Source organism: Tardiphaga sp. 172_B4_N1_3, assembly GCF_052076035.1.
Lineage (GTDB): Bacteria > Pseudomonadota > Alphaproteobacteria > Rhizobiales > Xanthobacteraceae > Tardiphaga > Tardiphaga robiniae.
Window position 1 is genome coordinate 948,371 of record NZ_CP197238.1, and the last position, 18,447, is coordinate 966,817.

The window sequence follows — 18,447 nt, forward strand, 5'->3', positions numbered from 1 at the left end:
ACGAACGTTAGAAGCAGGACTCCCGGAAGAAAGATTATTGCCAGAAATATGCTGCCTATCGCGAACCAGATTCCGCCTGCGGGATGGCCGAGGGAAATCATGTAGGCAATCGCGGGCCATCCGATGCCGACGCATAGGATAGTTCTACGTGTGTTTCGAACCCATTTGGGTAGAGGCAAAACGCTCATCGGGGCAGCTTGCTACAAAAGCGTATCTTTCCCGACGCCTTCACAGCTTCAATTTTAACGGCTCGACAAATTCCGCGTCACGCGCGTGATATCCACATCCGGCTGGACGCTTGGCCGTGCCTGCGGCGCGCTCGGCCGTGCGCGATGGCGTTCGTCGTCATAGAGCGCAGGGCGGAACTTGGCGCGCGTCGCTGCCATATGCGCGCCGCGCCAGGCGGCCACCATGATCAGTGCCGAGCGCTCGCTGAGCACGTCATACATGCGTGCGATCCGGTAGACATTGGGCACCGACGTGCCGAATTCCGGATTGAGGAACAGCAACACGCGCTGGAAGATGTCGCTCTTCATGCCGAGCGCCTTGGCGCAGCAGGCAAGCGGCTCGCCTCCGGGATCGCTCACGACCTGCTCGGCAATGCTAGCGGGCAGCATCAGGGCTTCGCTCAGCTCGCGCGCAAAGTTGTCGCGGTCTTCGGCGAAGGCGGCCATTTCAAGAATGTGCATCGCGCGTGCGGCGCGCGCTTGCGGAATCCGGGCGGAGGATCGCAGCGGCGTTTCGGCGAGGTTATGCAGGATCTGCGCACGCTCGCTGCTCGACGCGGCAAAGAACAGCGTACTGATCTCGGACGCGTCCCTGGGTGCCATGGCCATGTTGGCGGCGACACGCATCTGCGCTTCGCTCGGCTGCTTCACGGTCGGCGCGGCAGATTCCGCGGCGGAAATGGGCTGCGCGAGCGGCACCGATTGGCCGGGTTCGGTCGGGCGCAGATTGAGCCGGTTGAGGATCGCGCGCGGGGTGTTCGGATAGATCGACAGCCGAGCGCGCACAGCGGCGCGGGTGGCGTCGTCGACCTGATCGATCAGGCGCGCGGTGAGTTCGACGAACTGCTTCTCTTCGTCGATCGTATGGTTCGGTGCCTGGACATAAAGATCCGTCAGCACGCGCAGCAAGGTCGGTCGCACGTCCACACCTTCGCGACGCGAGAGCGTCAGCAATCCGTCAAAGCCCGGAAACATTGGAGGTGAGGCAGGCATGGCATACGCTTACTAAGGGAACCTTGCCTCAAATTATCGCGGACGCATTAATATGTGTTTAACCATGGGCCTCTGGCCGAGGCAGACCTGATTCCGACGAGTCGCTTCAACGATGCGGGTGCGAGCGGAGCGCGCGTTCGTTGACATCGCGCGGCATCAACGAACCGTTGTTTCGACGACACCTGTGGCGTTAACACGCTATTAACCATGACTGTCCTTAATGATCGTGCGTCGGCAAAACGGGCGAAGCGGCGCGGAGAGACTGGATAATGAGCACCATCATCAAGTTCCCGGCGGATGCGGCAGCGCGACGGCTGGGCGTGAATGTGGCGCCGTCTCCCCGCGAAACCGCCGCAGAAATCCTGATCCTGCCGGTGATCCGAATCGAGCGTCAGATCGACGACAGCAATGGCGGCAGCGGCCCGGAAGAGGGCACTGCGCCGGGACGCCGCCGCAAGCGCCGCGCCCGTTCCTGACCCCGGACCTGTTCTGATGTCGGCGATATCCCATCCGAACCGGATACGGCTTCGGCGCAAGACGTCGTTTCTTGCGCCGTGTTTCGTACTTGCGAGCTTGATAGGCAGCACGCTCGGCGGCTGCGCCGGCGGCGATTTCGGCCGTACCCGCAACAATGCGGTGACCGACGACATGCATCGCTGGATCGGTGTCGAGGCGACCGGCAGCGTCGGCCTGAAGTCGTCGGAATTTCAGCTCACCGATCTCGAACGCCAGATGCGCGATCTCGCTTATCCGTTGATCGAGCCGCCGCATTCGCGCCCCCTGTGGAAGAGTGTGTTCGGCGACTACAAGCCGATCGCATCGCCATGGCGGCAGAACGTCACTTACGATCGCACGGCCTATGGTCGGCTCCTGATCGACGAGCCGCATCGCTCGCATACATCGCGCTACAGCGTGCTGATGGACGACGCGCGCGACGACATCCTGCGCTTCGAAGCCTTCTATGCGACGGCCGCAAAGGTCGTCGAGCTCGATCGCAAGCGCAATGCCAGCCTGAAGCTGGTGTCGGCGCTGGAGCCGAAGGAGCGCGCCGACGCCATCGCGCGCATGGATGAGAACGCGCTGATCGTGCAGTGGGTCGAGCAATGTCTGCAGCGCCGGGTGTCGTCCTATAAGTGGGCGCTGGAACGCATGGTGATCCACGCCCCCGATGGCATGGCATCCGGCGCCGATATGCTGATCGGCGAATTGGCGGCGCAGACCACGGCCATGGCCGGCAGCCTCACGCCGGTTCGCCCCGGCAAGGTGCTCCAGGTCGGCGGATAGCTGGACGTGTAGGGCTGGAAGTGTAGGGGGATTACGCTTCGCTGATCCGCGCTACGGCGTCGGACTTTTCCACTGGCTTCACCTGATCATCCGGCACGGTCTGGCGGCCAAGAATCTGCCGCGCGCCCTTGCGCGAAAACGGCTGCACGATCTGTCCCAGAAAATCCGGTGCAACCTTGCCGCTGATGCCGAGCCGGTCCGGCGATGCCTTGGCGGGATTGAGATAGGTGCCGAACACATGGTCCCACACCATGATGTTCTCGCAATAGTTGCTGTTGCCTTCCTTGAGCGTCTTCGAATGATGCCAGCGATGCAGTTTTGGCGTCGCAAAGATCGGATCGAACAGCGCCGTGCGCGTCTCCACATTGCAATGGGTGAGCAGGCCGGTGATCGCCGTCACCGCGCCGACCCACAGGAACACCGGCAACGGCGCATCGAGCAGGTAGAGCGGTGCCTGGCTGAGCGCCATCTTGATCAGCGAGTCGATCACGTGAAAGCGTCCGGTATTCACCACCCAGAGCCGGACCACGCTGTGATGAAGCGCATGGAAGCGCCAGAAGAACAGGTTTTCATGGGCGATCCGGTGTGACCAGTAGAGGCCGAATTCGGCAATCACCAGCGAGAGCACGACCTGCGCGATCAGCGGCCACTGTGTCGGCCACAAATGCGAGGCGTGATCGTCCGCGCGCGTTACGGTCGCCACCGCCATCGGCACAATCGAGGTCGCGGCGACGGCCAGTTGCGCCGCCCCCTTGGTCAGCAACGTGTGACCGAGGTCATTCAGCGTTTCGCCATCATGCTCCAGCCACTCGGCGCGATGCGGCGTCATGCGTTCGAGCAGCACAATCGCCAGCAGAAGCGCGGCATAGACGATATTGAACCAGAACAGCGGCGCATTGCTGGCGAAAGCCATGCCGGCACCGAACAGCGCCCCGAAATACAGCAGCGGCCACCAGATCAGGGACAGGAAATAGCTGACGGCCGTATCGGACGGCTCTTGGTCGTGTTGCATGGAGGCCCCGCATTCGCGCCGATTCGTGGGTCGGCGATGGATGCGGAGCTTCGCTGCGGGAGATTGCAGGCAGATTACGCCAGAGGGCTCCCTGGACGTTTTCTATGCGGAAAAACGTCACGCCGAGGTCGTCTTACAGCTGATAATTCACGCCGATGCGGACGATATTGCCTGTGATGTCCGAATTAACGCCCATGATCGGTTTTCCTGGCCAGGCCGCGAAGGTGGCCTTGCTCAACGTCGTATCGCTGATCGTTCCGAGATCGAAATGCAGATATTCGACCTTCGCTGTCCAGTTCGATGCGATCTTCGATTCCACGCCGCCGCCGATCGCCCAGCCGATCCGTGTCTCCGATGCAGACCCTGCGGAGCAGAGAGCGTTCCGGGCACATGGAAATGTCGGCTCCGGCACAAGAGTGGACGAGACTTTCACGTGGCCGTAGGCCAGACCGCCGGTAGCGAAGAACAATGTCTCCGGTGTCACCAGATAGCCCAATCGTGCACGCGCGGTACCAAACCAGCTCAGCTCGGTGTTATGGCTGGTCAGGGTTTCCGGATTGGCACCAATCTCCGGGGCGTAATAAGTGACGCCCGCGCCCATTTTCGAATAGGACAAGTCTGTTTCCAGACCTGTTACCCAACGGTCGATCTGCCAGTTGTAGCCGATTTCAGCGCCACCGATGAATCCATCGAAGCGGGAATTGAGCGACCGGGGCATCGTGCCCTGCGACAGGAAAAATGGCGTGATGATCGTGTCGATGGCCGTAATGGTGGACGCACTTTCGGTCCAGCCATAGCCCAAGGTGGCGCCGATATAGGCGCCTGTCCATGTTACGATTTGTGGGGATACTGCCGCCTTGTAATGCGGTTGAGCGAGATTGTCCGCGGTTAGCGCGGGCGTTGACACAAGCAGAACGCAGCCGATCACGCAGGCCAACTTAGCGGATTTCGACATCGAGATCTCCAGTACTTCAAGACGTGACTTCCAGACGTGCGGGCCCGCCGGACAAGTAGGCCGCTCATTCGCGCCCCCGAAAAGTCGAGAGTCGCCATCGCCACTGCTACGCGTGGCGGAATCCCGTGTCGTCACCCCGAAGTATGATGTGGTAAAATATGCTGCGTGTGCGCGTCCGGAAATTGACTTCGATCTCGCCCTGCCACACCAGAGCGCGCGCAATCACGGATTTGGAATGTTCATGGACGTTGTCGACAATGACGTACTCTCTTCAATCATCGGAGATATCTACGATTGCGTTCTGAACCGTGAGGGATGGTCGCGTGTTCTCACCCGCATCACGCAGACGATGGATGCGGCTTACACGACGATCGCCCTGGCAGGCACATCGGACAATCATGGCCGGTTTGCTGCCCAGTCGCCCTGGGATGCCGAGCGCATGCGCGCGCTGCAGGACTATAGTTTCGATGATATTCCGGGCCTGAAAGCTGCGGTGGTCGGCGATATCGATACGCCCGTATCCACGCTCTCGCTGATGCCTGAAAGTGAATTGCAGCAGACCGCGTTCTTTCGCAATTGGGCCGGACCGCAGGGATTGCGGGAGGGGTGCATTGTCAAATTCGTTCATACGCCGGATCGCATCGGTCTACTCGGCTGCACCACCTGGGCGGACAAGGCTGCCGTATCTGCCGAGGATCAACGGTTTTTGACCTTGCTGTCTCCGCATTTGCGCAGGGCTGCGATGATCAGCGACCTGCTCGATGACGTGCGCGTGACGGCGCATCTGTTTCGCGAATCCCTCGAGAATCTTGCAGTGCCCGTCGTGCTGACCGACGCGGTCGGATCGGTGCTCCATGCCAATGCAAGTGCCGAACGCATGTTCGCAACTGATGGTCCGATCCTGCGTCAGGGGCGAACCATTCAGGCACAGAACGCATTAATGGGCGATGCCTTGCTGCAGGCGATCGCAAGCGCTGCATCGGATCTCTCGCTCGGCGCCAAAGGCATTGGCTTGCCGGTGTCGGCGGCAGGACAACCGCCCGCGGTCGCCTATGTCCTGCCTTTGACCGCTGGTACGGCGCGTGCCGCTTTCCGCCCCGCATGTGCCGCCGTCTTCGTCTCGACAACGACCTCGGCCTCTCCAATGCCCGAAGCCGTGTTGACGACGCTGTTCGAGCTCACGCCGGCCGAAGCGCGCGTGCTCGTGAGCGCCGGCAAGGGGCTCAACCCGTCCCAGACGGCCACTTCGCTCGGGATCTCGGAGAATACGCTGAAGACACATCTCAACCGGATCTATGCCAAGACCGGCAGCTCGCGGCAGGCCGATCTCGTGAAGCTCGTTGCGGATATCGGCACGCCGCTGGCTACGGGATAGCGCACGTAGGATGGGTAGAGCGCAGCGAAACCCATCAAATACACACGACGACATGATGGGTTTCGCGAAGACGCTCTACCCATCCTACGATGACGATCGCTTATCAGCGCTTGCCTTTCACCGGCGCAGCCGGCGGATCGGTCTGCACCCGACAATTCGATGCGGCGAGGGATGCCTGGGCCTGGATCATCAGGCCGGGTTCGGCGGCGAGCGCCTTCAGTACGATCAGGCCGGTCGCGGTCGGCGAGTCGATGATGAGGCGGTCGGCGGACGTGACGTCCTCTTCCTCGGGCAGGGCTTCGTGCTGCGCCTCGGTCATCAGATCGAGCTCGATGACGCGGCGGCCGGCGGAGCGGTCGTTGATCGCATAATAGGCGACGTCGCTGCGGGTGTAGAACGACACCGATGTATAGGACTGGCTGACCGGCACGGTGAGCTTGATCGGTCCTTTGGCCAGATCGTAGCGGCAGACCGCCATGGCGAAGGCCGGGTCCATGAATGGCAGCAGCGCATTGGCCGGCTCGGTCTGCGGCAATGCTGTCACCGCATTTTCTTTCGTCACCGAAGCGAGGCGCGAATAGGCGTCCTGCGTCGCGATACGCGGCAGCGCCAGCACGCTGACAAGATGCACGATGCCGCCAAGCACGACACCCCCGATGAGCGCAAACATCAGCCGGATCATGGGCAGCTCACCGTGGCGATGGCGGGCATCGGTGCGTCTTTCTGCGTCCGGGTGGCAACGCCAACCGGCGTATCGTACAGCCGCAGCATCAACACATAGCGTTCCAGCGCTGATGTCGGCAGCCAATTTCCGGCGCGCGAGCGTGCAGCGATGCGGATCTCGAACGCGCCGTCGGCATTGCGCACCACTTCCTGGCTGGTAAAGCCGTAGCGCTGCAATGTGTTGGGCACCAGGCGGCCCTTGGTGTCATAGAGCGAGAGCGTCCAGAAGCGCGCAGCCGGTGTCACGCCTGACACGACGATATCGCAGCGACCGTCTAGCGGCTTTTTCTTGTCATCGGTGGTGGCAGTGAAAGTGACGCCGTCGCCCGTGCCGATCGGCAATTCGCCGGACCGTGCAATGGACGCACGCGCATAGGGATCAATCTCGCTGGTGCCGGTGCGCGGGCGCGCAGTCCAGGCACCGATGGTGAGCGTGCCAAGGTCTGTGCCGCGGGTCGCGGTGGTCCAGGTCAGGCCGAGACCGACAGCAGTGGCGATCGCGAGCGCCAGGAGCGTGAGGAAGATCAGCCGCACGTGCGCACCGTCATGATAGCAGCTTCAGTTCTTGCGCGACGCGGGGGCGGTTGCGGATGTGGTCGTTTTGGCATCCGGTGCATCATTCGCCGACGCGTAGCTCTCGGGGAAGGCCAACGCGGAGGAAGCGCGGGGCTTCAACGGTTCGTTGGATGATGTGCGGCCGGCGGTCTTGCCGGCGTCATCGAGCAGCTTCTCGACACGCAGCAGGACGTCGGCGCCGCGGCGCGTCAGCACCGGTGGCGGGCCGGGCTTGGCGTCCTGCGCGTTGGCGGCCATCACGGACGAGGCGGCTGCGGCAGGATTCTTGGTACCCGCGCCGACACCCGGGATTTCCTTGATCTCGATGCCCTGATGGGCTGCGACCATGATGTCGTGCCATGTCTGCGCTGGCAGCGATCCGCCGGTCATGCGGTTGGTCGGCGAGTAGTCGTCATTGCCGTACCAGACTGCGCAGCTGAAGTTGCCGGTATAGCCGACGAACCATGCGTCACGATACGCATTGGTCGTGCCGGTCTTGCCTGCTGTCGGAATGCCGTCCAGCGCCGCGCGGCGTGCGGTGCCTTCGCTGACCACGTGGCTCATCATGCCGGCCATATCGGCGGCGACGGAGGCCGGGATCGCCTGCAACTGTTTCGGGCCGTCGCGGTCGAAGCGCCAGACCAGATCGCCGGCGCCGGTACGGACTTCCAGCACGGCATGTGGCTTCGACGAGCGCCCCTTGTTCGGGAAAGTCGCATAGGCGACGGCGTGTTCGAGCACGGTGACTTCGGTGGAGCCGATCGGCAGCGACGGCGTATCAAGCAACGGCGCCGTGATGCCGAAGCGGCGCGCGGTCTCCACGATCTTGACGCGGCCGGCCTTGGCCGGATTCTGCGCGCCCTTGCCGAGCGCAATCGAAATCTTCACCGGCACGACGTTGATCGAACGGGTGATGGCCTGCGTCAGCGTGACGTTGCCGGAATAGGAGTGGCCATAGTTCTGCGGGCACCAGTTGCCGATACAGACCGGGCCGTCGAGGATGATCGAGGTCGGCTTGTAACCGTTGAGCAGTGCCGTCGTGTAGACATAGGGTTTGAACGAGGAACCGGGCTGGCGCATCGCGTCCACCGCGCGGTTGAACTGGCTTGCGCCGTAGTCGCGGCCACCCACCATGGCGCGGACGCCGCCTTCGAGGTCCGACACCACCGTGGCGGCCTGCGTCGCATGATAGTCGCGGCCGAACTGGCGAAGCTGGTTTTCCACGGCGGCTTCGGCGGCGCGCTGCACATTCATATCGATGGCGGTGCGGACCACGAAAACGCGTTCGACATAGGATTTCGGGAATGTATCGACGAGCTTGCGCATCTCGTCGAAGGCCCAGTCGAGATAGTAGTTCGGCGAGATTTCCTGACGACGATCGACGGCGACGGCGGGATTACGCCGCGCACCGAAAACCTGACCTTCGGTCATGAAGCCGGCATCGACGAGGTTGTCGAGCACCACGTTGGCGCGGGCGCGGGCGGCGGGCAGGTTGATATGCGGCGCGTATTTGGTTGGGGCCTTGAACAGGCCGGCGAGCATCGCGGCTTCCGCGAGGTTCACGTCGCGCGCGGATTTGTTGAAATAGAAATGCGCTGCGCCGTCGACGCCGAACGTGCCACCGCCCATGTAAGCGCGGTCGAGATAGAGCTTCAGAATTTCGTTCTTGGTCAGGCGGGTTTCCAGCCAGATCGCCAGAAACGCTTCGTTGACCTTGCGCTCGATGGTGCGTTCGTTCGACAGGAACAGGTTCTTCGCGAGCTGCTGCGTCAGCGACGAACCGCCCTGGCGCACGCCGCCGGCCTGCGCATTGGTGACCAGAGCGCGCGCGGTGCCGGCGATGTCGATGCCGAAGTGATCGTAGAAGCGGCGGTCCTCTGTGGCGAGGGTGGCCTTGATCAAATTGTCCGGGAAGTCTTCCAGCGGGATCGAGTCGTTGTGCTTGATGCCGCGGCTGCCGATGGGATTGCCGTAGCGATCGAGGAACGTGACCGCGAGGTCGGATTTCTTCAGCCAGTCTTCATCGGCGGTTTCGCGAAACGCCGGCTGCGCCAGAGCGAGCATGAGGATCAGACCGCCGAGGCCGATGGTGGCCATTTCCGACAGCGGCTCGATGAACACCCAGCGCTTCCAGCGACCGACATAGAAGCGGTCCATAAACGTGGAGTAGCGCTCCCACAGCTCGCGGGTGCCGCGGCCGGACGAGAACAGGCCGGAATCGATGCGCGCATCCAGATCCAGCAGGAAATGCCGGAATTTGGTCTTCCAACGGGATGGCACGATCTGAGGCACAGGGGCCCTTGGTTTGTTGCAGCGCTCGCGTGCACCCACCGGCACCGCGCGGACGTCATGCTGAAATAATGCGGCAACCCGGCGGCAGGTTTGCGGCCGCCGGAGAGTCGTTCAAGTTCTAGCCGAGCAGGGCGGATAAACCAATGGCATTGCTTATCATTTGCACGACAGGGCTAACAGCTTGCCGGTTTTGCCCTTGTTTGCGAGCCGGCCGACACGATGTTGCTTGCAGAGCCTGCGCCGCACCTCCTAGAAGGGCGTTTCGCCGCAACCTGGATCGTTCAAATCGCATGACCGCGCGTCCCCCGCGTCCTTCCGCACAGGAGGGAATGTTCTGGAAAACCAAGACGTTGGAAGAGATGTCCGGCGCCGAGTGGGAAAGCCTGTGCGACGGCTGCGGACGCTGCTGTCTGGAAAAGCTGGAAGACGAGGATACCGGCAAGATCTATTACACCCATGTGTCCTGCCGATTGCTCGATGCGGGTCTTTGCGCCTGCAAGGATTATCCGAACCGCTCCGACCATGTTCCCGATTGCGTGCGGCTGACCCCCGACAATGTCCGCACCCTGAGCTGGCTGCCGCCGAGCTGCGGCTACAAGCTCGCAGCCGAGGGGCGCGATCTCTACTGGTGGCATCCGCTGATTTCCGGCAGCCCCGACACCGTCCATGAAGCCGGCGTATCGGTCCGCGGGCGGGTCGAGGGCAGCGAGGACACGATCTCCGACGACGAGTTGCAGGATCACATTGTGACCTGGCCGGCGCTGCTGCCACGCAAGGCGAAGCTGAAGAAGCGGCCGGCGTAGAATCCGCAGCGCGCGGTGTCCGATCACGCGCATATGACGGTCAGATGATCGCCGCGGGACGCTCCCATGCAAGGAAACAACTGTTGCTGCATAGGGCAGGGGAATAGATTTCTTTCAAAGAGAGTCTGTGCGCGGGAGTTCGCGCCGATATGGCTCTCGGGTTACCTCCCAAGTCCTTTGAATCCGAAGTTTCATGAACAAGTTCGAGCGACAGAGCCGGTCAGCGGCCGATGATCAGGTATTGCCCGAGGAAATCTCGTCGGATGAGCTCCTGTCGGACGAAATCGCGCAGGAACTGTCGCGGATCCCCACAGAAGTAATCGAACCCGGCGACGCGCCTACTGTGAAGGCGCCGCTGACCCCCGCCGAAGTCCGCACCATCCTGATGAGCCTGCTGCTGACCATGTTCCTGGCAGCGCTCGACCAGACCATCGTCGCCACCGCGCTGCCGACCATCGGCCGGCAATTCGCCGACGTGAACAACCTGTCCTGGGTCATCACCGCCTATCTGCTGGCATCGACCGCGGTGGCGCCAGTGTTCGGCACGCTCAGCGATATCTATGGCCGCCGCGCCATGATCATCACCGCGATGTCGCTGTTCATGGTCGGCTCGATCATGTGCGCATTGGCGCCGAACATGATCGTGCTGATCATCGCACGTGCCCTGCAGGGCCTCGGCGGCGGCGGCATCCTGCCCATCGTGCAGGTGGTGATTTCCGACGTGGTGTCGCCGCGTGAGCGCGGCCAGTATCAGGCTTATTTCAGCGGCGTGTGGGTGGCGGCCGGCATCGGCGGCCCGATCATCGGCGGCCTGTTCGCCGAACATCTGCACTGGTCCATGATCTTCTGGATCAACATTCCACTCGGTGTGGGATCGCTGGCGCTGCTGTTGCCGAAGATGAAGAAGCTTCCTGTGTTTCATCGCCGCCGCAAGGTCGACTGGCTGGGCGGCGTGCTGCTGATGGCGTCCGCCGTCGTCTTCATGCTGGTGCTGACATGGGGCGGCACCAAATTCTCCTGGGCGTCGCCGACCATCGTCGCGATGATCGGCGCAGCAGCGGTGATGGGTTTCGCCTTCATCTGGCATGCGATCCATCACGATGAGCCGTTCCTGCCGTTACCGCTGATGTCGGGCTCGGTGGTGCCTTTCGCGATGGCCGCCGGCGGCTGCGCGATGGGTGCGATGCTCGGGCTGACCGTACACATGCCGCTCTATTACGAAGTGGTCTACGGTCTGACTGCAGGTCAAGCCGGCGTTGCGCTGATCCCGATCGCGGCGGTGTCCGTCGGCGGCGCTGCCTTTGCCGGCCACATGATGACCAAGGCCAGGCACTACAAGCGCGTCGCCATCGCCGGCACCGCCATGTCGGCGCTGATGGGTCTGGCGCTGGCGCTCGCGACGCCGCTGCCACTGTGGGCGCTGCTCACGATGCTCGGCCTGTTCTCCATCGGGCTCGGCACGGCATTTCCGGTCAGCCTGGTGTCGATCCAGAACGCCGTGCCACGCCCGCAGATCGGGACCGCGACCGGCGCCATGAACTTCTTTCGCGCGCTGATGGCGTCCTTCACCGTCGCCGCCTTCACCACCATTCTCCTGATGGCGCTCGGCACGGACATCTCGATCTCAGGCGAGCATGCCGCCAGCACGCATCCGATTGCGGCCAGCGATATGGTCAGCGCCTTCCGTTACGTGTTCGAAGCCGCGGCGGCTCTGCTGGCGCTGTCGACACTGTTCCTGCTGCTGATGGAGGAACGCCCGCTGGCAGGGCCGGCAAAGGCGAAGCCGTCGCTGGTTTCGGAGTAGGCGAAGCCGTCATCCGACTTCAGAAATGTTCCGCTGCCACGCGTGTGAAGGCGATGTCCTTGACCAGCGGCTCGAGCGGGACTGCCACGCTCGCAATATTCCCGTCGCTTCCGGTGGAAAATGAGAGGGAAAGCCGGCTCGGCATCAGGCCGCCGGGCGACCCCGGTGCTTTGAGCAGTTCGAACGTATCCCCGTTTCGATGCGCGAGTGGCTCCGACATGCCGCGAAACGCCCAATATAATTTGCCTGCGGCATGCGTGATGGTCATGCAACCGTAGCCTGGATGCGCGTACTCACCGGCATAATCCGCGAGGTTACGGGGCCGCTGGGCGGCCGGCGTCGGTGCCGCTTTCTCGGCCTGCAGCCAGGCCTCGTATTGCGTCACGAATTTGCGGCGTTGCTCGCGGAAGCGATCGAAGCAGGGTACCGGTTCCTTGCCGCAGACGCGGTCGAAGACATAATTCGCGAGGATGTGCGGAGCGAGGACCGGAGTCATTCCGTTGTTGGCGAGCACCGCGACACCGACGCCCCGATCGGGCAACATCATCATCAGCGCATTCGTGCCGGTGAAGCCGCCTCCGTGCCACACCACGCGTTCTCCGCGATACCAGTGTGAGCGGAAGCCGAAACCGTAATGCACATCGCTGTAGTCGGCGAATCCGGTTGCCCCGACATGCACCCGCGGCTTCTGGAGCTCCTGTATCAGGCTGGATGACAGAAGACGTTGTCCTTCAAACGCGCCCTGGCCGAGATGAAAACGAAGCCAGTTCGCGAAGCTTGCAATCGACGTGCTCATGCCGCCCGCAGCCGGCACGCTGATGGGCCAGAGTTTCGTGCGCTGACAAGTGTCTCCCATCATCCCGTAGGGCACGGCCGCGTCGGTAGCTGCGGCAAGCTCCTCCACAGTGAACGTCACCTTCATGTCCAGCTTGTCGGTCAGCGAGCGGGTTAAGTCGGCCCAATACCGACCGCTGACGCGCTCGGCCACCATGCTCGCAATGAGGTAGCCGAGGTTCGAATACTGAAAGGCGCTGCGAATGTCGGCGCTCGGTTCGAGATAGGGCAGCGCTGCCAGCATTTGGGCGGGTGGCAGATCGCCGGGTAGCCAGATCCAATCGTGACGTGGCAATCCGGAATGGTGGCATAGCAGATCGCGCACCGTGACGCGGTCGCTCGCAACGGTGTCATAGAGCCGGAATTCCGGGATATATTCCCGCACCGGCTTCTTCCAATCCATGTGTCGCTCGTCAACCAATAGAGCCAGGCCCGTAGCAGCGAACGACTTCGAGACCGACATGATTTGAAACTGCGTATCCGTCGTGACGTTCAGGCCGGCTTCGATATCGCGAAGGCCATAGGTCCCGACGAACGCAACCTCCAAGTCTTGCACGATAGCGACGGCGAGGCCCGGGACCTTCCACTCCTTCATGACCTCTACGACAAGATGCTCGAATTCGGGAATGAATGTCGCGACGGATTGGCTGCATGCGACAGGTTCAGATGCCATTGGGACAAGCCTCGACACTTCTGGTTAAGCGCAAGCTGAAATGCAGACGATACCCGGCCCCACGATACTCCCAAGTCCCGCTGCTCCGGGCGAGCGCACACATAGTTACCGCATGATTAATTCATAATTGAGCCTGTTGGTGAACCTTCCTGCAACCTCTGCCGCTTAGGTTGAGTGCAGTTTTCAGGGGACGGCGTGGAAGAAATCCGCGGCCGTATGAGGAGATTTCCGTGTTGCGTTTGATTTCGAAATTTATCGACGATGAGTCCGGTGCAACGGCCATCGAATATGCGCTGATCGCTGCTGGCATCAGCCTCGCGATCATCGTGGCTGTGCAGGGCCTTGGTACCACGCTGAACGGGCGCTACGCCGCCGTGAATACCTCGCTGAAATAGGGCAGCGAAGACCAGCCGGTGCCGGGCGCGCCGCCATTGCAATCGACAAAAGACATGGCTGTCTTGTCGAAACGCAATGTTGTGAATGTCCTATCGATTGCGGTGTTGCACCCTATATGATCGTGCGCGGGCCTCGAGCCTGCGTATTTTCATATGGATGACCATCATGACATTGAATTCGCGTTTGAAGCTTTCGGCATTGGCCGGTTTGGGATTTGCGGCATTCGTCCTCGCGGGAGCAACGCCGGCCTCGGCGGCTGGTGCGCAATTCTGCATCGCCCAGAGTGGCGCCAACGGCGAATCCTCCTATGTCAGCAACTGCATCTTTTCTGACTACCAGCAATGCATCAATGCTGCCGTCGGTACGCGAGGCAACTGCGTGGGCAATGTCGAGTATCGCGGCGGAGCTGCCACGGAACCCGCGCCCCAACGTCGCCGGCGCGCGCGTTGAGTGATCGCCGGTTCGTGAGGGACACATCGATGACAACAAGGATTCGCGGGCTCGTATGGGCTGTGGCCGCGATTGCAATCGCGGCGGCGTCGTTGCCGGCTGTGGATTCTGCGCAGGCGCGGCCATCGGTCGCGGCCAGCTCCGGTATTCCGCCGTTCTGCGTGTTGACCGGCGGCCCCCGCGGGCCGGGGAGTGTGCCGCAGATCTGCCGGTTCTTCGACTATCAGCAGTGCCTGCAGGCCGCGGCTGCGTTGCGCGGCAATTGCGTGGTCAATATCGACTATCCCGGCAAGATCACCGGTGCGCCGGGAGCGGCGTGGTCGCAGCCGCCGCGATAGCCAGCGCGTTGATCGCGCGGACAAAACTCCGAGTTAAGGACTAAATTCAAGTCATAGGACTTTTAGCCTTGACAGCGTTGCGCTGTCGAAGTAGGTTTGCGGCATGCTCCACAATTGGGTTCGCAGGAAACGCCGCTGCTGATTGGCGGCGAATCTGCGCCGTGCTGTTTAGCCCGGTGTGCGGTGAATACCCGGAACATCGATCCAAATCCTGCGTTGCTTTCCATACGGTGCCGCAAGGAATCTCATCGGCATCCAACAGCAAGCCAAACGAGGGTGCCATGATAATCAGGAATTCGGCAACCAAGCAAAAAGAGCAGATCGTCGAATCCGCGACGGAGGCACGCCAGGCCGAACCGGGTCCGTCGATCCTCGCGCTTTTGGCGATCAGCCTCGGCCTCGCTGTGCTGATCCTCGGCGTGGTCTGGTTTGTGTTCTTCAGGACGTGATCGGTTTCGGCGATCGGCCGATCAATTTCAGTCAGTCCGGCACGATCGACTGACAGCAGCAACGAGTTCCCAACATGGTCAGAAAGCCAATAGCCCGCCCGGCGAGAAAGCCGGCGCGGGCTTCTGTCGTTGTGAAGGCCGCGCGGAAACCAAGGGCGGCGAAGAAGAGCTCCAAGAACTCGAAAGTAAAGAATTCACAGAAAACATGGAGCGCCGTTGACCCGGCCACCATGGCAGCAGCCGCTGAAAAAATCCGGGCCAGCGTGGCGGCCCGGAAGAGGACGATTGCGGCAACGACAATCTTCGCCGGACCGGGGAGGCCGAAACCAGCATCCGCTGCTGAAGTTGATATACCTCCAACTCAAATCAAGAAGCGACCGGCCGCAATGAAAGCTGTTACCAAGAAGCGGTCCAGCGCTCCGCGTGCAAGACGGCGAACGGCCGTCGATCGGTTCAATGATTTGCCGCCTGACGCGCCGCTGACCGATCGCGTTACCCATGCCATCGAACGCGAACTCGATTCGATCCAGAAGATCGTTGGCCGCCGGCGCTTGAATGAAGCGTTGCGCACAGAGGCCGAGCGCCGCGCCCGCACGCTGGCTTCCCTGGCGCGCACATTGACCGAACTGAAGAAAGTGCAGGGCGACAACGAACAGAGGCCCGCCGAAGATGACGACCGCCCCCGAGACCTCGACGAACTCCGTCGACGCATTGCTGAACGTCTTGCAAGACGGCCTGGCGGGCGACCGCCAATTCCTGTCGACGGGAATGACGCGGGGCGAGAGAGGCTTCCTGAGTGAGTGCTGGAATGTCTTCGCGCATGCGCATCAGGTGCCGCCTGACATCGCGCCGAATGGTGCGCCGTGGCTGACATGGCTCATGATTGGCGGACGAGGCGCAGGCAAGACACGCGCCGGTGCCGAATGGGTGCGTGCGCAGGCGCTCGGTCAGGCGCCACTAGCGCACGAAAAAGCCCGTCGCATTGCGCTTGTTGGCGAAACTGAACACGACGTGCGTGAAGTGATGATCGAGGGAGTGTCCGGGCTGCTCAGTGTGCATCCGGATCACGAGCGCCCGGTCTGGATGCCGTCGCGCAAGCGGCTGGAATGGAGCAACGGCGCGGTCGCTCAGGTGTTTTCCGCGGAGGACCCCGAGAGCCTGCGCGGCCCGCAATTCTCCTGCGCATGGTCCGACGAGATGGCGAAGTGGCGCTATGCCGAAGCCACGTTCGACATGCTGCAATTCGGGCTGCGGCTGGGCCACCGGCCGCGGCAGATGATCACCACGACGCCGCGGCCGACGGCGCTGCTGAAACGCCTGATGGGCGATCCGACGACGGTGACGACGCGCGCCGCAACCGTAGTGAATGCGTTCAACCTCGCGCCGACGTTTCTGCAGAGCGTGATGGATCGCTATGCTGGCACGCGGTTGGGACGGCAGGAACTGGACGGCGAGATCATCGAGGATCGGCCCGATGCATTGTGGTCGCGAGCGCTGCTCGAACAATGCCGCGTGCGCGAGGTGCCGCCGCTCCGACGCATCGTCGTGGCTGTCGATCCGCCAGTGTCGTCGGGCAAACGTGCGGATGCCTGTGGCATCGTTGCGGCGGGGATCGCCGAGGGCGGCATCGTCTATGTGCTGGCCGATGACACCGTATCGTCAGTGACGCCGACAGCCTGGGCCAACAAGGCCATCGCGCTGTGGCGCAAGCTGGAGGCCGACGCGCTGGTGGTGGAAGTCAACCAGGGCGGCGAGATGGTGCGCAGTGTGATCAACGAGGTGGACCACACCGTGCCGGTGACGCCGGTGCGCGCCTTGCGCGGCAAATGGCTGCGCGCCGAGCCGGTGGCGACCCTGTACGAGCAGGGCCGCGTGAAACATGCCGGCAGTTTTGCCGCGCTGGAAGACGAGATGTGCGACTTCGCAAGTTCGGGCCTGTCGTCGGGGCACTCGCCGGATCGTCTCGACGCCATGGTCTGGGCGGTTGCCTCGCTGGCGCTGGTGCCGCGCGGGGATGGGCCAAGGATCAGGGTGTTGTGACCTCGTGTCCCGTGCACAGTTGAATTGGATCATATCATGTTCGATCGCTTGAAAGCCTATCTGGCCGCGCCGGAAGTGAAGGCGTCGCGCACCGCGCGCGTGCTCGCATTCGAGAGCGGCGGGCGTGCGCGCTGGACGCCGAAGGATTTTGCGGCGCTCGCCCGCGAAGGCTATCTCTCCAACGCCATCGTGCATCGCGCCGTGCGATTGATCGCGGAGAATGCTGCGGCATGCAGCTTCCTCGTCTTCGACGGTGCGCAGGAACGCGAGGCGCATCCGCTGGCGCAGCTGCTGACGCGGCCGAATCCGCGGCAGGATGGCGGGGTGTTCTTCGAAACGCTCTATGCGCATCTGCTGCTCGCCGGCAACGCCTATGTCGAAGCCGTCATGCTCGACACGCAGGTGCGGCAGCACGAGGTCCGCGAACTCTACGCGCTGCGGCCGGATCGCATGAAAGTCGTGCCTGGCAGCGACGGCTGGGCCGAGGCCTATGACTACAGCGTCGGCGGCCGCAGCGTGCGCTTCGATCAGCGGGCGTCGGGCGTACCGCCGATCCTGCATCTGACTTTCTTTCATCCGCTCGACGATCACTATGGTCTGGCACCGATCGACGCCGCCGCGACGGCGCTCGACACCCACAATGCCTCGTCGAAATGGAACAAGGCGCTGCTCGACAATGCGGCGCGGCCGTCGGGGGCGCTGGTCTATGCGGGACCGGAGGGATCGGTGCTGTCCGAGCCGCAATTCGATCGCCTCAAGCGCGAACTCGAGGGCAATTATCAGGGCGCCGCCAATGCCGGGCGTCCGCTGCTGCTGGAAGGCGGGCTCGACTGGAAGGCGATGTCGCTGACGCCGAAGGACATGGATTTCCTCGACGCCAAGCACAATGCCGCGCGCGAGATCGCGCTCAGCTTCGGCGTGCCGCCGATGCTGCTGGGGATCCCCGGCGACAACACATTCGCGAACTTCCAGGAAGCCAACCGCGTGTTCTTCCGCCAGACCGTGCTGCCGCTGGCGGCGCGCACCGGCAACGCGCTGGCGCAATGGCTGGCGCCCGAATTCGGCGACGGCATCCGCATCGACATCGACACCGACCGCGTCGATGCGCTCGCCGCCGATCGCACCGCGCTGTGGGAGCGCGTCAGCAGCGCGGACTTCCTGACGCTGAACGAGAAGCGCGAAGCGGTGGGCTATGCGCCGGTGGAGGGCGGGGACCGGCTGGGGTAGGTGACTGCAACGCGTTC

General features: G+C 62.6%; 19 protein-coding genes. 12 read left to right on the forward strand and 7 right to left on the reverse strand.

The window, feature by feature from the left end:
- Positions 1–242: 242 nt before the first annotated feature.
- The gene (locus AB7783_RS04115; RefSeq protein ID WP_441276918.1) at positions 243–1,220 is read right to left on the reverse strand and encodes a DUF2336 domain-containing protein; all 978 of its coding nucleotides are present in this window, start codon (positions 1,218–1,220) and stop codon (positions 243–245) included.
- A 269-nt stretch (positions 1,221–1,489) separates the two neighbouring features.
- Here AB7783_RS04115 and AB7783_RS04120 point away from each other — a divergent pair, with 269 nt between their 5' ends.
- Both AB7783_RS04120 and AB7783_RS04125 read left to right on the forward strand, forming a co-directional pair.
- A complete protein-coding gene (locus AB7783_RS04120; RefSeq protein WP_441276919.1) occupies positions 1,490–1,696 on the forward strand; it encodes a hypothetical protein in 207 nt (68 codons plus the stop codon).
- Positions 1,697–1,712: 16 nt separating this feature from the next.
- On the forward strand, positions 1,713–2,504 hold the full coding sequence (locus tag AB7783_RS04125; RefSeq protein WP_441276920.1) for a hypothetical protein: 792 nt from the start codon (positions 1,713–1,715) through the stop codon (positions 2,502–2,504).
- Positions 2,505–2,535: 31 nt separating this feature from the next.
- Here AB7783_RS04125 and AB7783_RS04130 read toward each other — a convergent pair whose 3' ends face one another.
- Positions 2,536–3,516, reverse strand: coding sequence for a sterol desaturase family protein (locus AB7783_RS04130; RefSeq protein ID WP_441276921.1), 981 nt, complete (start codon positions 3,514–3,516; stop codon positions 2,536–2,538).
- 133 nt (positions 3,517–3,649) lie between these two features.
- Entirely contained in the window at positions 3,650–4,471 is an 822-nt protein-coding gene (locus AB7783_RS04135; protein ID WP_441276922.1) for an outer membrane protein, read from the reverse strand.
- Between the two features lie 241 nt (positions 4,472–4,712).
- Here AB7783_RS04135 and AB7783_RS04140 point away from each other — a divergent pair, with 241 nt between their 5' ends.
- Positions 4,713–5,846 (forward strand): LuxR C-terminal-related transcriptional regulator, encoded by a 1,134-nt coding sequence (locus AB7783_RS04140; protein ID WP_441276923.1) that lies wholly within the window; start codon positions 4,713–4,715, stop codon positions 5,844–5,846.
- A gap of 103 nt (positions 5,847–5,949) precedes the next feature.
- Here the strand turns inward: AB7783_RS04140 and AB7783_RS04145 are convergent, their stop codons facing one another.
- Genes AB7783_RS04145 through AB7783_RS04155 form a run of 3 tightly spaced genes read right to left on the reverse strand, consistent with a single transcriptional unit; the run spans position 5,950 to position 9,416 of the window.
- The gene (locus AB7783_RS04145; protein WP_089267023.1) at positions 5,950–6,528 is read right to left on the reverse strand and encodes a DUF1254 domain-containing protein; all 579 of its coding nucleotides are present in this window, start codon (positions 6,526–6,528) and stop codon (positions 5,950–5,952) included.
- Positions 6,525–7,103, reverse strand: coding sequence for a DUF1214 domain-containing protein (locus AB7783_RS04150; RefSeq protein ID WP_068730494.1), 579 nt, complete (start codon positions 7,101–7,103; stop codon positions 6,525–6,527). Before AB7783_RS04150 ends, AB7783_RS04145 begins: the two co-directional genes overlap by 4 nt.
- Positions 7,104–7,127: 24 nt before the next feature.
- Complete coding sequence (locus AB7783_RS04155; RefSeq protein ID WP_089267024.1) at positions 7,128–9,416, reverse strand: transglycosylase domain-containing protein; 2,289 nt, start codon at positions 9,414–9,416, stop codon at positions 7,128–7,130.
- Positions 9,417–9,706: 290 nt separating this feature from the next.
- Here AB7783_RS04155 and AB7783_RS04160 point away from each other — a divergent pair, with 290 nt between their 5' ends.
- Positions 9,707–10,219, forward strand: coding sequence for a YcgN family cysteine cluster protein (locus AB7783_RS04160; RefSeq protein WP_184515499.1), 513 nt, complete (start codon positions 9,707–9,709; stop codon positions 10,217–10,219).
- Positions 10,220–10,412: 193 nt separating this feature from the next.
- Complete coding sequence (locus AB7783_RS04165) at positions 10,413–12,023, forward strand: MDR family MFS transporter (protein ID WP_441276924.1); 1,611 nt, start codon at positions 10,413–10,415, stop codon at positions 12,021–12,023.
- A gap of 19 nt (positions 12,024–12,042) precedes the next feature.
- Here the strand turns inward: AB7783_RS04165 and AB7783_RS04170 are convergent, their stop codons facing one another.
- Positions 12,043–13,530 (reverse strand): serine hydrolase, encoded by a 1,488-nt coding sequence (locus AB7783_RS04170; RefSeq protein WP_441276925.1) that lies wholly within the window; start codon positions 13,528–13,530, stop codon positions 12,043–12,045.
- A 230-nt stretch (positions 13,531–13,760) separates the two neighbouring features.
- Between AB7783_RS04170 and AB7783_RS04175 the strand changes: the two genes are divergently transcribed.
- From AB7783_RS04175 to AB7783_RS04205, 7 genes are all read left to right on the forward strand, one after another.
- On the forward strand, positions 13,761–13,925 hold the full coding sequence (locus AB7783_RS04175; RefSeq protein WP_093759013.1) for a Flp family type IVb pilin: 165 nt from the start codon (positions 13,761–13,763) through the stop codon (positions 13,923–13,925).
- 166 nt (positions 13,926–14,091) lie between these two features.
- Entirely contained in the window at positions 14,092–14,376 is a 285-nt protein-coding gene (locus AB7783_RS04180) for a DUF3551 domain-containing protein (RefSeq protein WP_176454702.1), read from the forward strand.
- A gap of 29 nt (positions 14,377–14,405) precedes the next feature.
- Positions 14,406–14,714, forward strand: a complete 309-nt coding sequence (locus AB7783_RS04185; protein WP_441276926.1) for a DUF3551 domain-containing protein — start codon at positions 14,406–14,408, stop codon at positions 14,712–14,714.
- 281 nt (positions 14,715–14,995) lie between these two features.
- Positions 14,996–15,163 (forward strand): hypothetical protein, encoded by a 168-nt coding sequence (locus tag AB7783_RS04190; protein WP_176454703.1) that lies wholly within the window; start codon positions 14,996–14,998, stop codon positions 15,161–15,163.
- Positions 15,164–15,237: 74 nt separating this feature from the next.
- Entirely contained in the window at positions 15,238–15,963 is a 726-nt protein-coding gene (locus AB7783_RS04195; protein WP_441276927.1) for a hypothetical protein, read from the forward strand.
- Positions 15,932–17,203 (forward strand): DNA-packaging protein, encoded by a 1,272-nt coding sequence (locus AB7783_RS04200; protein WP_441279637.1) that lies wholly within the window; start codon positions 15,932–15,934, stop codon positions 17,201–17,203. Before AB7783_RS04195 ends, AB7783_RS04200 begins: the two co-directional genes overlap by 32 nt.
- A gap of 36 nt (positions 17,204–17,239) precedes the next feature.
- A complete protein-coding gene (locus AB7783_RS04205) occupies positions 17,240–18,430 on the forward strand; it encodes a phage portal protein (RefSeq protein WP_441276928.1) in 1,191 nt (396 codons plus the stop codon).
- Positions 18,431–18,447 lie beyond the last annotated feature (17 nt).

Excerpts from the sequence above, each read along its gene's own strand:
- AB7783_RS04200 (WP_441279637.1), top strand. The coding sequence starts at position 15,932 with ATGACGCGGGGCGAGAGAGGCTTCCTGAGTGAGTGCTGGAATGTCTTC.
- AB7783_RS04145 (WP_089267023.1), bottom strand. The coding sequence starts at position 6,528 with ATGATCCGGCTGATGTTTGCGCTCATCGGGGGTGTCGTGCTTGGCGGC.
- AB7783_RS04120 (WP_441276919.1), top strand. The coding sequence starts at position 1,490 with ATGAGCACCATCATCAAGTTCCCGGCGGATGCGGCAGCGCGACGGCTG.
- AB7783_RS04125 (WP_441276920.1), top strand. The coding sequence starts at position 1,713 with ATGTCGGCGATATCCCATCCGAACCGGATACGGCTTCGGCGCAAGACG.
- AB7783_RS04170 (WP_441276925.1), bottom strand. The coding sequence starts at position 13,530 with ATGGCATCTGAACCTGTCGCATGCAGCCAATCCGTCGCGACATTCATT.
- AB7783_RS04180 (WP_176454702.1), top strand. The coding sequence starts at position 14,092 with ATGACATTGAATTCGCGTTTGAAGCTTTCGGCATTGGCCGGTTTGGGA.
- AB7783_RS04115 (WP_441276918.1), bottom strand. The coding sequence starts at position 1,220 with ATGCCTGCCTCACCTCCAATGTTTCCGGGCTTTGACGGATTGCTGACG.
- AB7783_RS04160 (WP_184515499.1), top strand. The coding sequence starts at position 9,707 with ATGACCGCGCGTCCCCCGCGTCCTTCCGCACAGGAGGGAATGTTCTGG.
- AB7783_RS04205 (WP_441276928.1), top strand. The coding sequence starts at position 17,240 with ATGTTCGATCGCTTGAAAGCCTATCTGGCCGCGCCGGAAGTGAAGGCG.
- AB7783_RS04135 (WP_441276922.1), bottom strand. The coding sequence starts at position 4,471 with ATGTCGAAATCCGCTAAGTTGGCCTGCGTGATCGGCTGCGTTCTGCTT.
- AB7783_RS04140 (WP_441276923.1), top strand. The coding sequence starts at position 4,713 with ATGGACGTTGTCGACAATGACGTACTCTCTTCAATCATCGGAGATATC.
- AB7783_RS04195 (WP_441276927.1), top strand. The coding sequence starts at position 15,238 with ATGGTCAGAAAGCCAATAGCCCGCCCGGCGAGAAAGCCGGCGCGGGCT.
- AB7783_RS04130 (WP_441276921.1), bottom strand. The coding sequence starts at position 3,516 with ATGCAACACGACCAAGAGCCGTCCGATACGGCCGTCAGCTATTTCCTG.
- AB7783_RS04165 (WP_441276924.1), top strand. The coding sequence starts at position 10,413 with ATGAACAAGTTCGAGCGACAGAGCCGGTCAGCGGCCGATGATCAGGTA.
- AB7783_RS04185 (WP_441276926.1), top strand. The coding sequence starts at position 14,406 with ATGACAACAAGGATTCGCGGGCTCGTATGGGCTGTGGCCGCGATTGCA.
- AB7783_RS04190 (WP_176454703.1), top strand. The coding sequence starts at position 14,996 with ATGATAATCAGGAATTCGGCAACCAAGCAAAAAGAGCAGATCGTCGAA.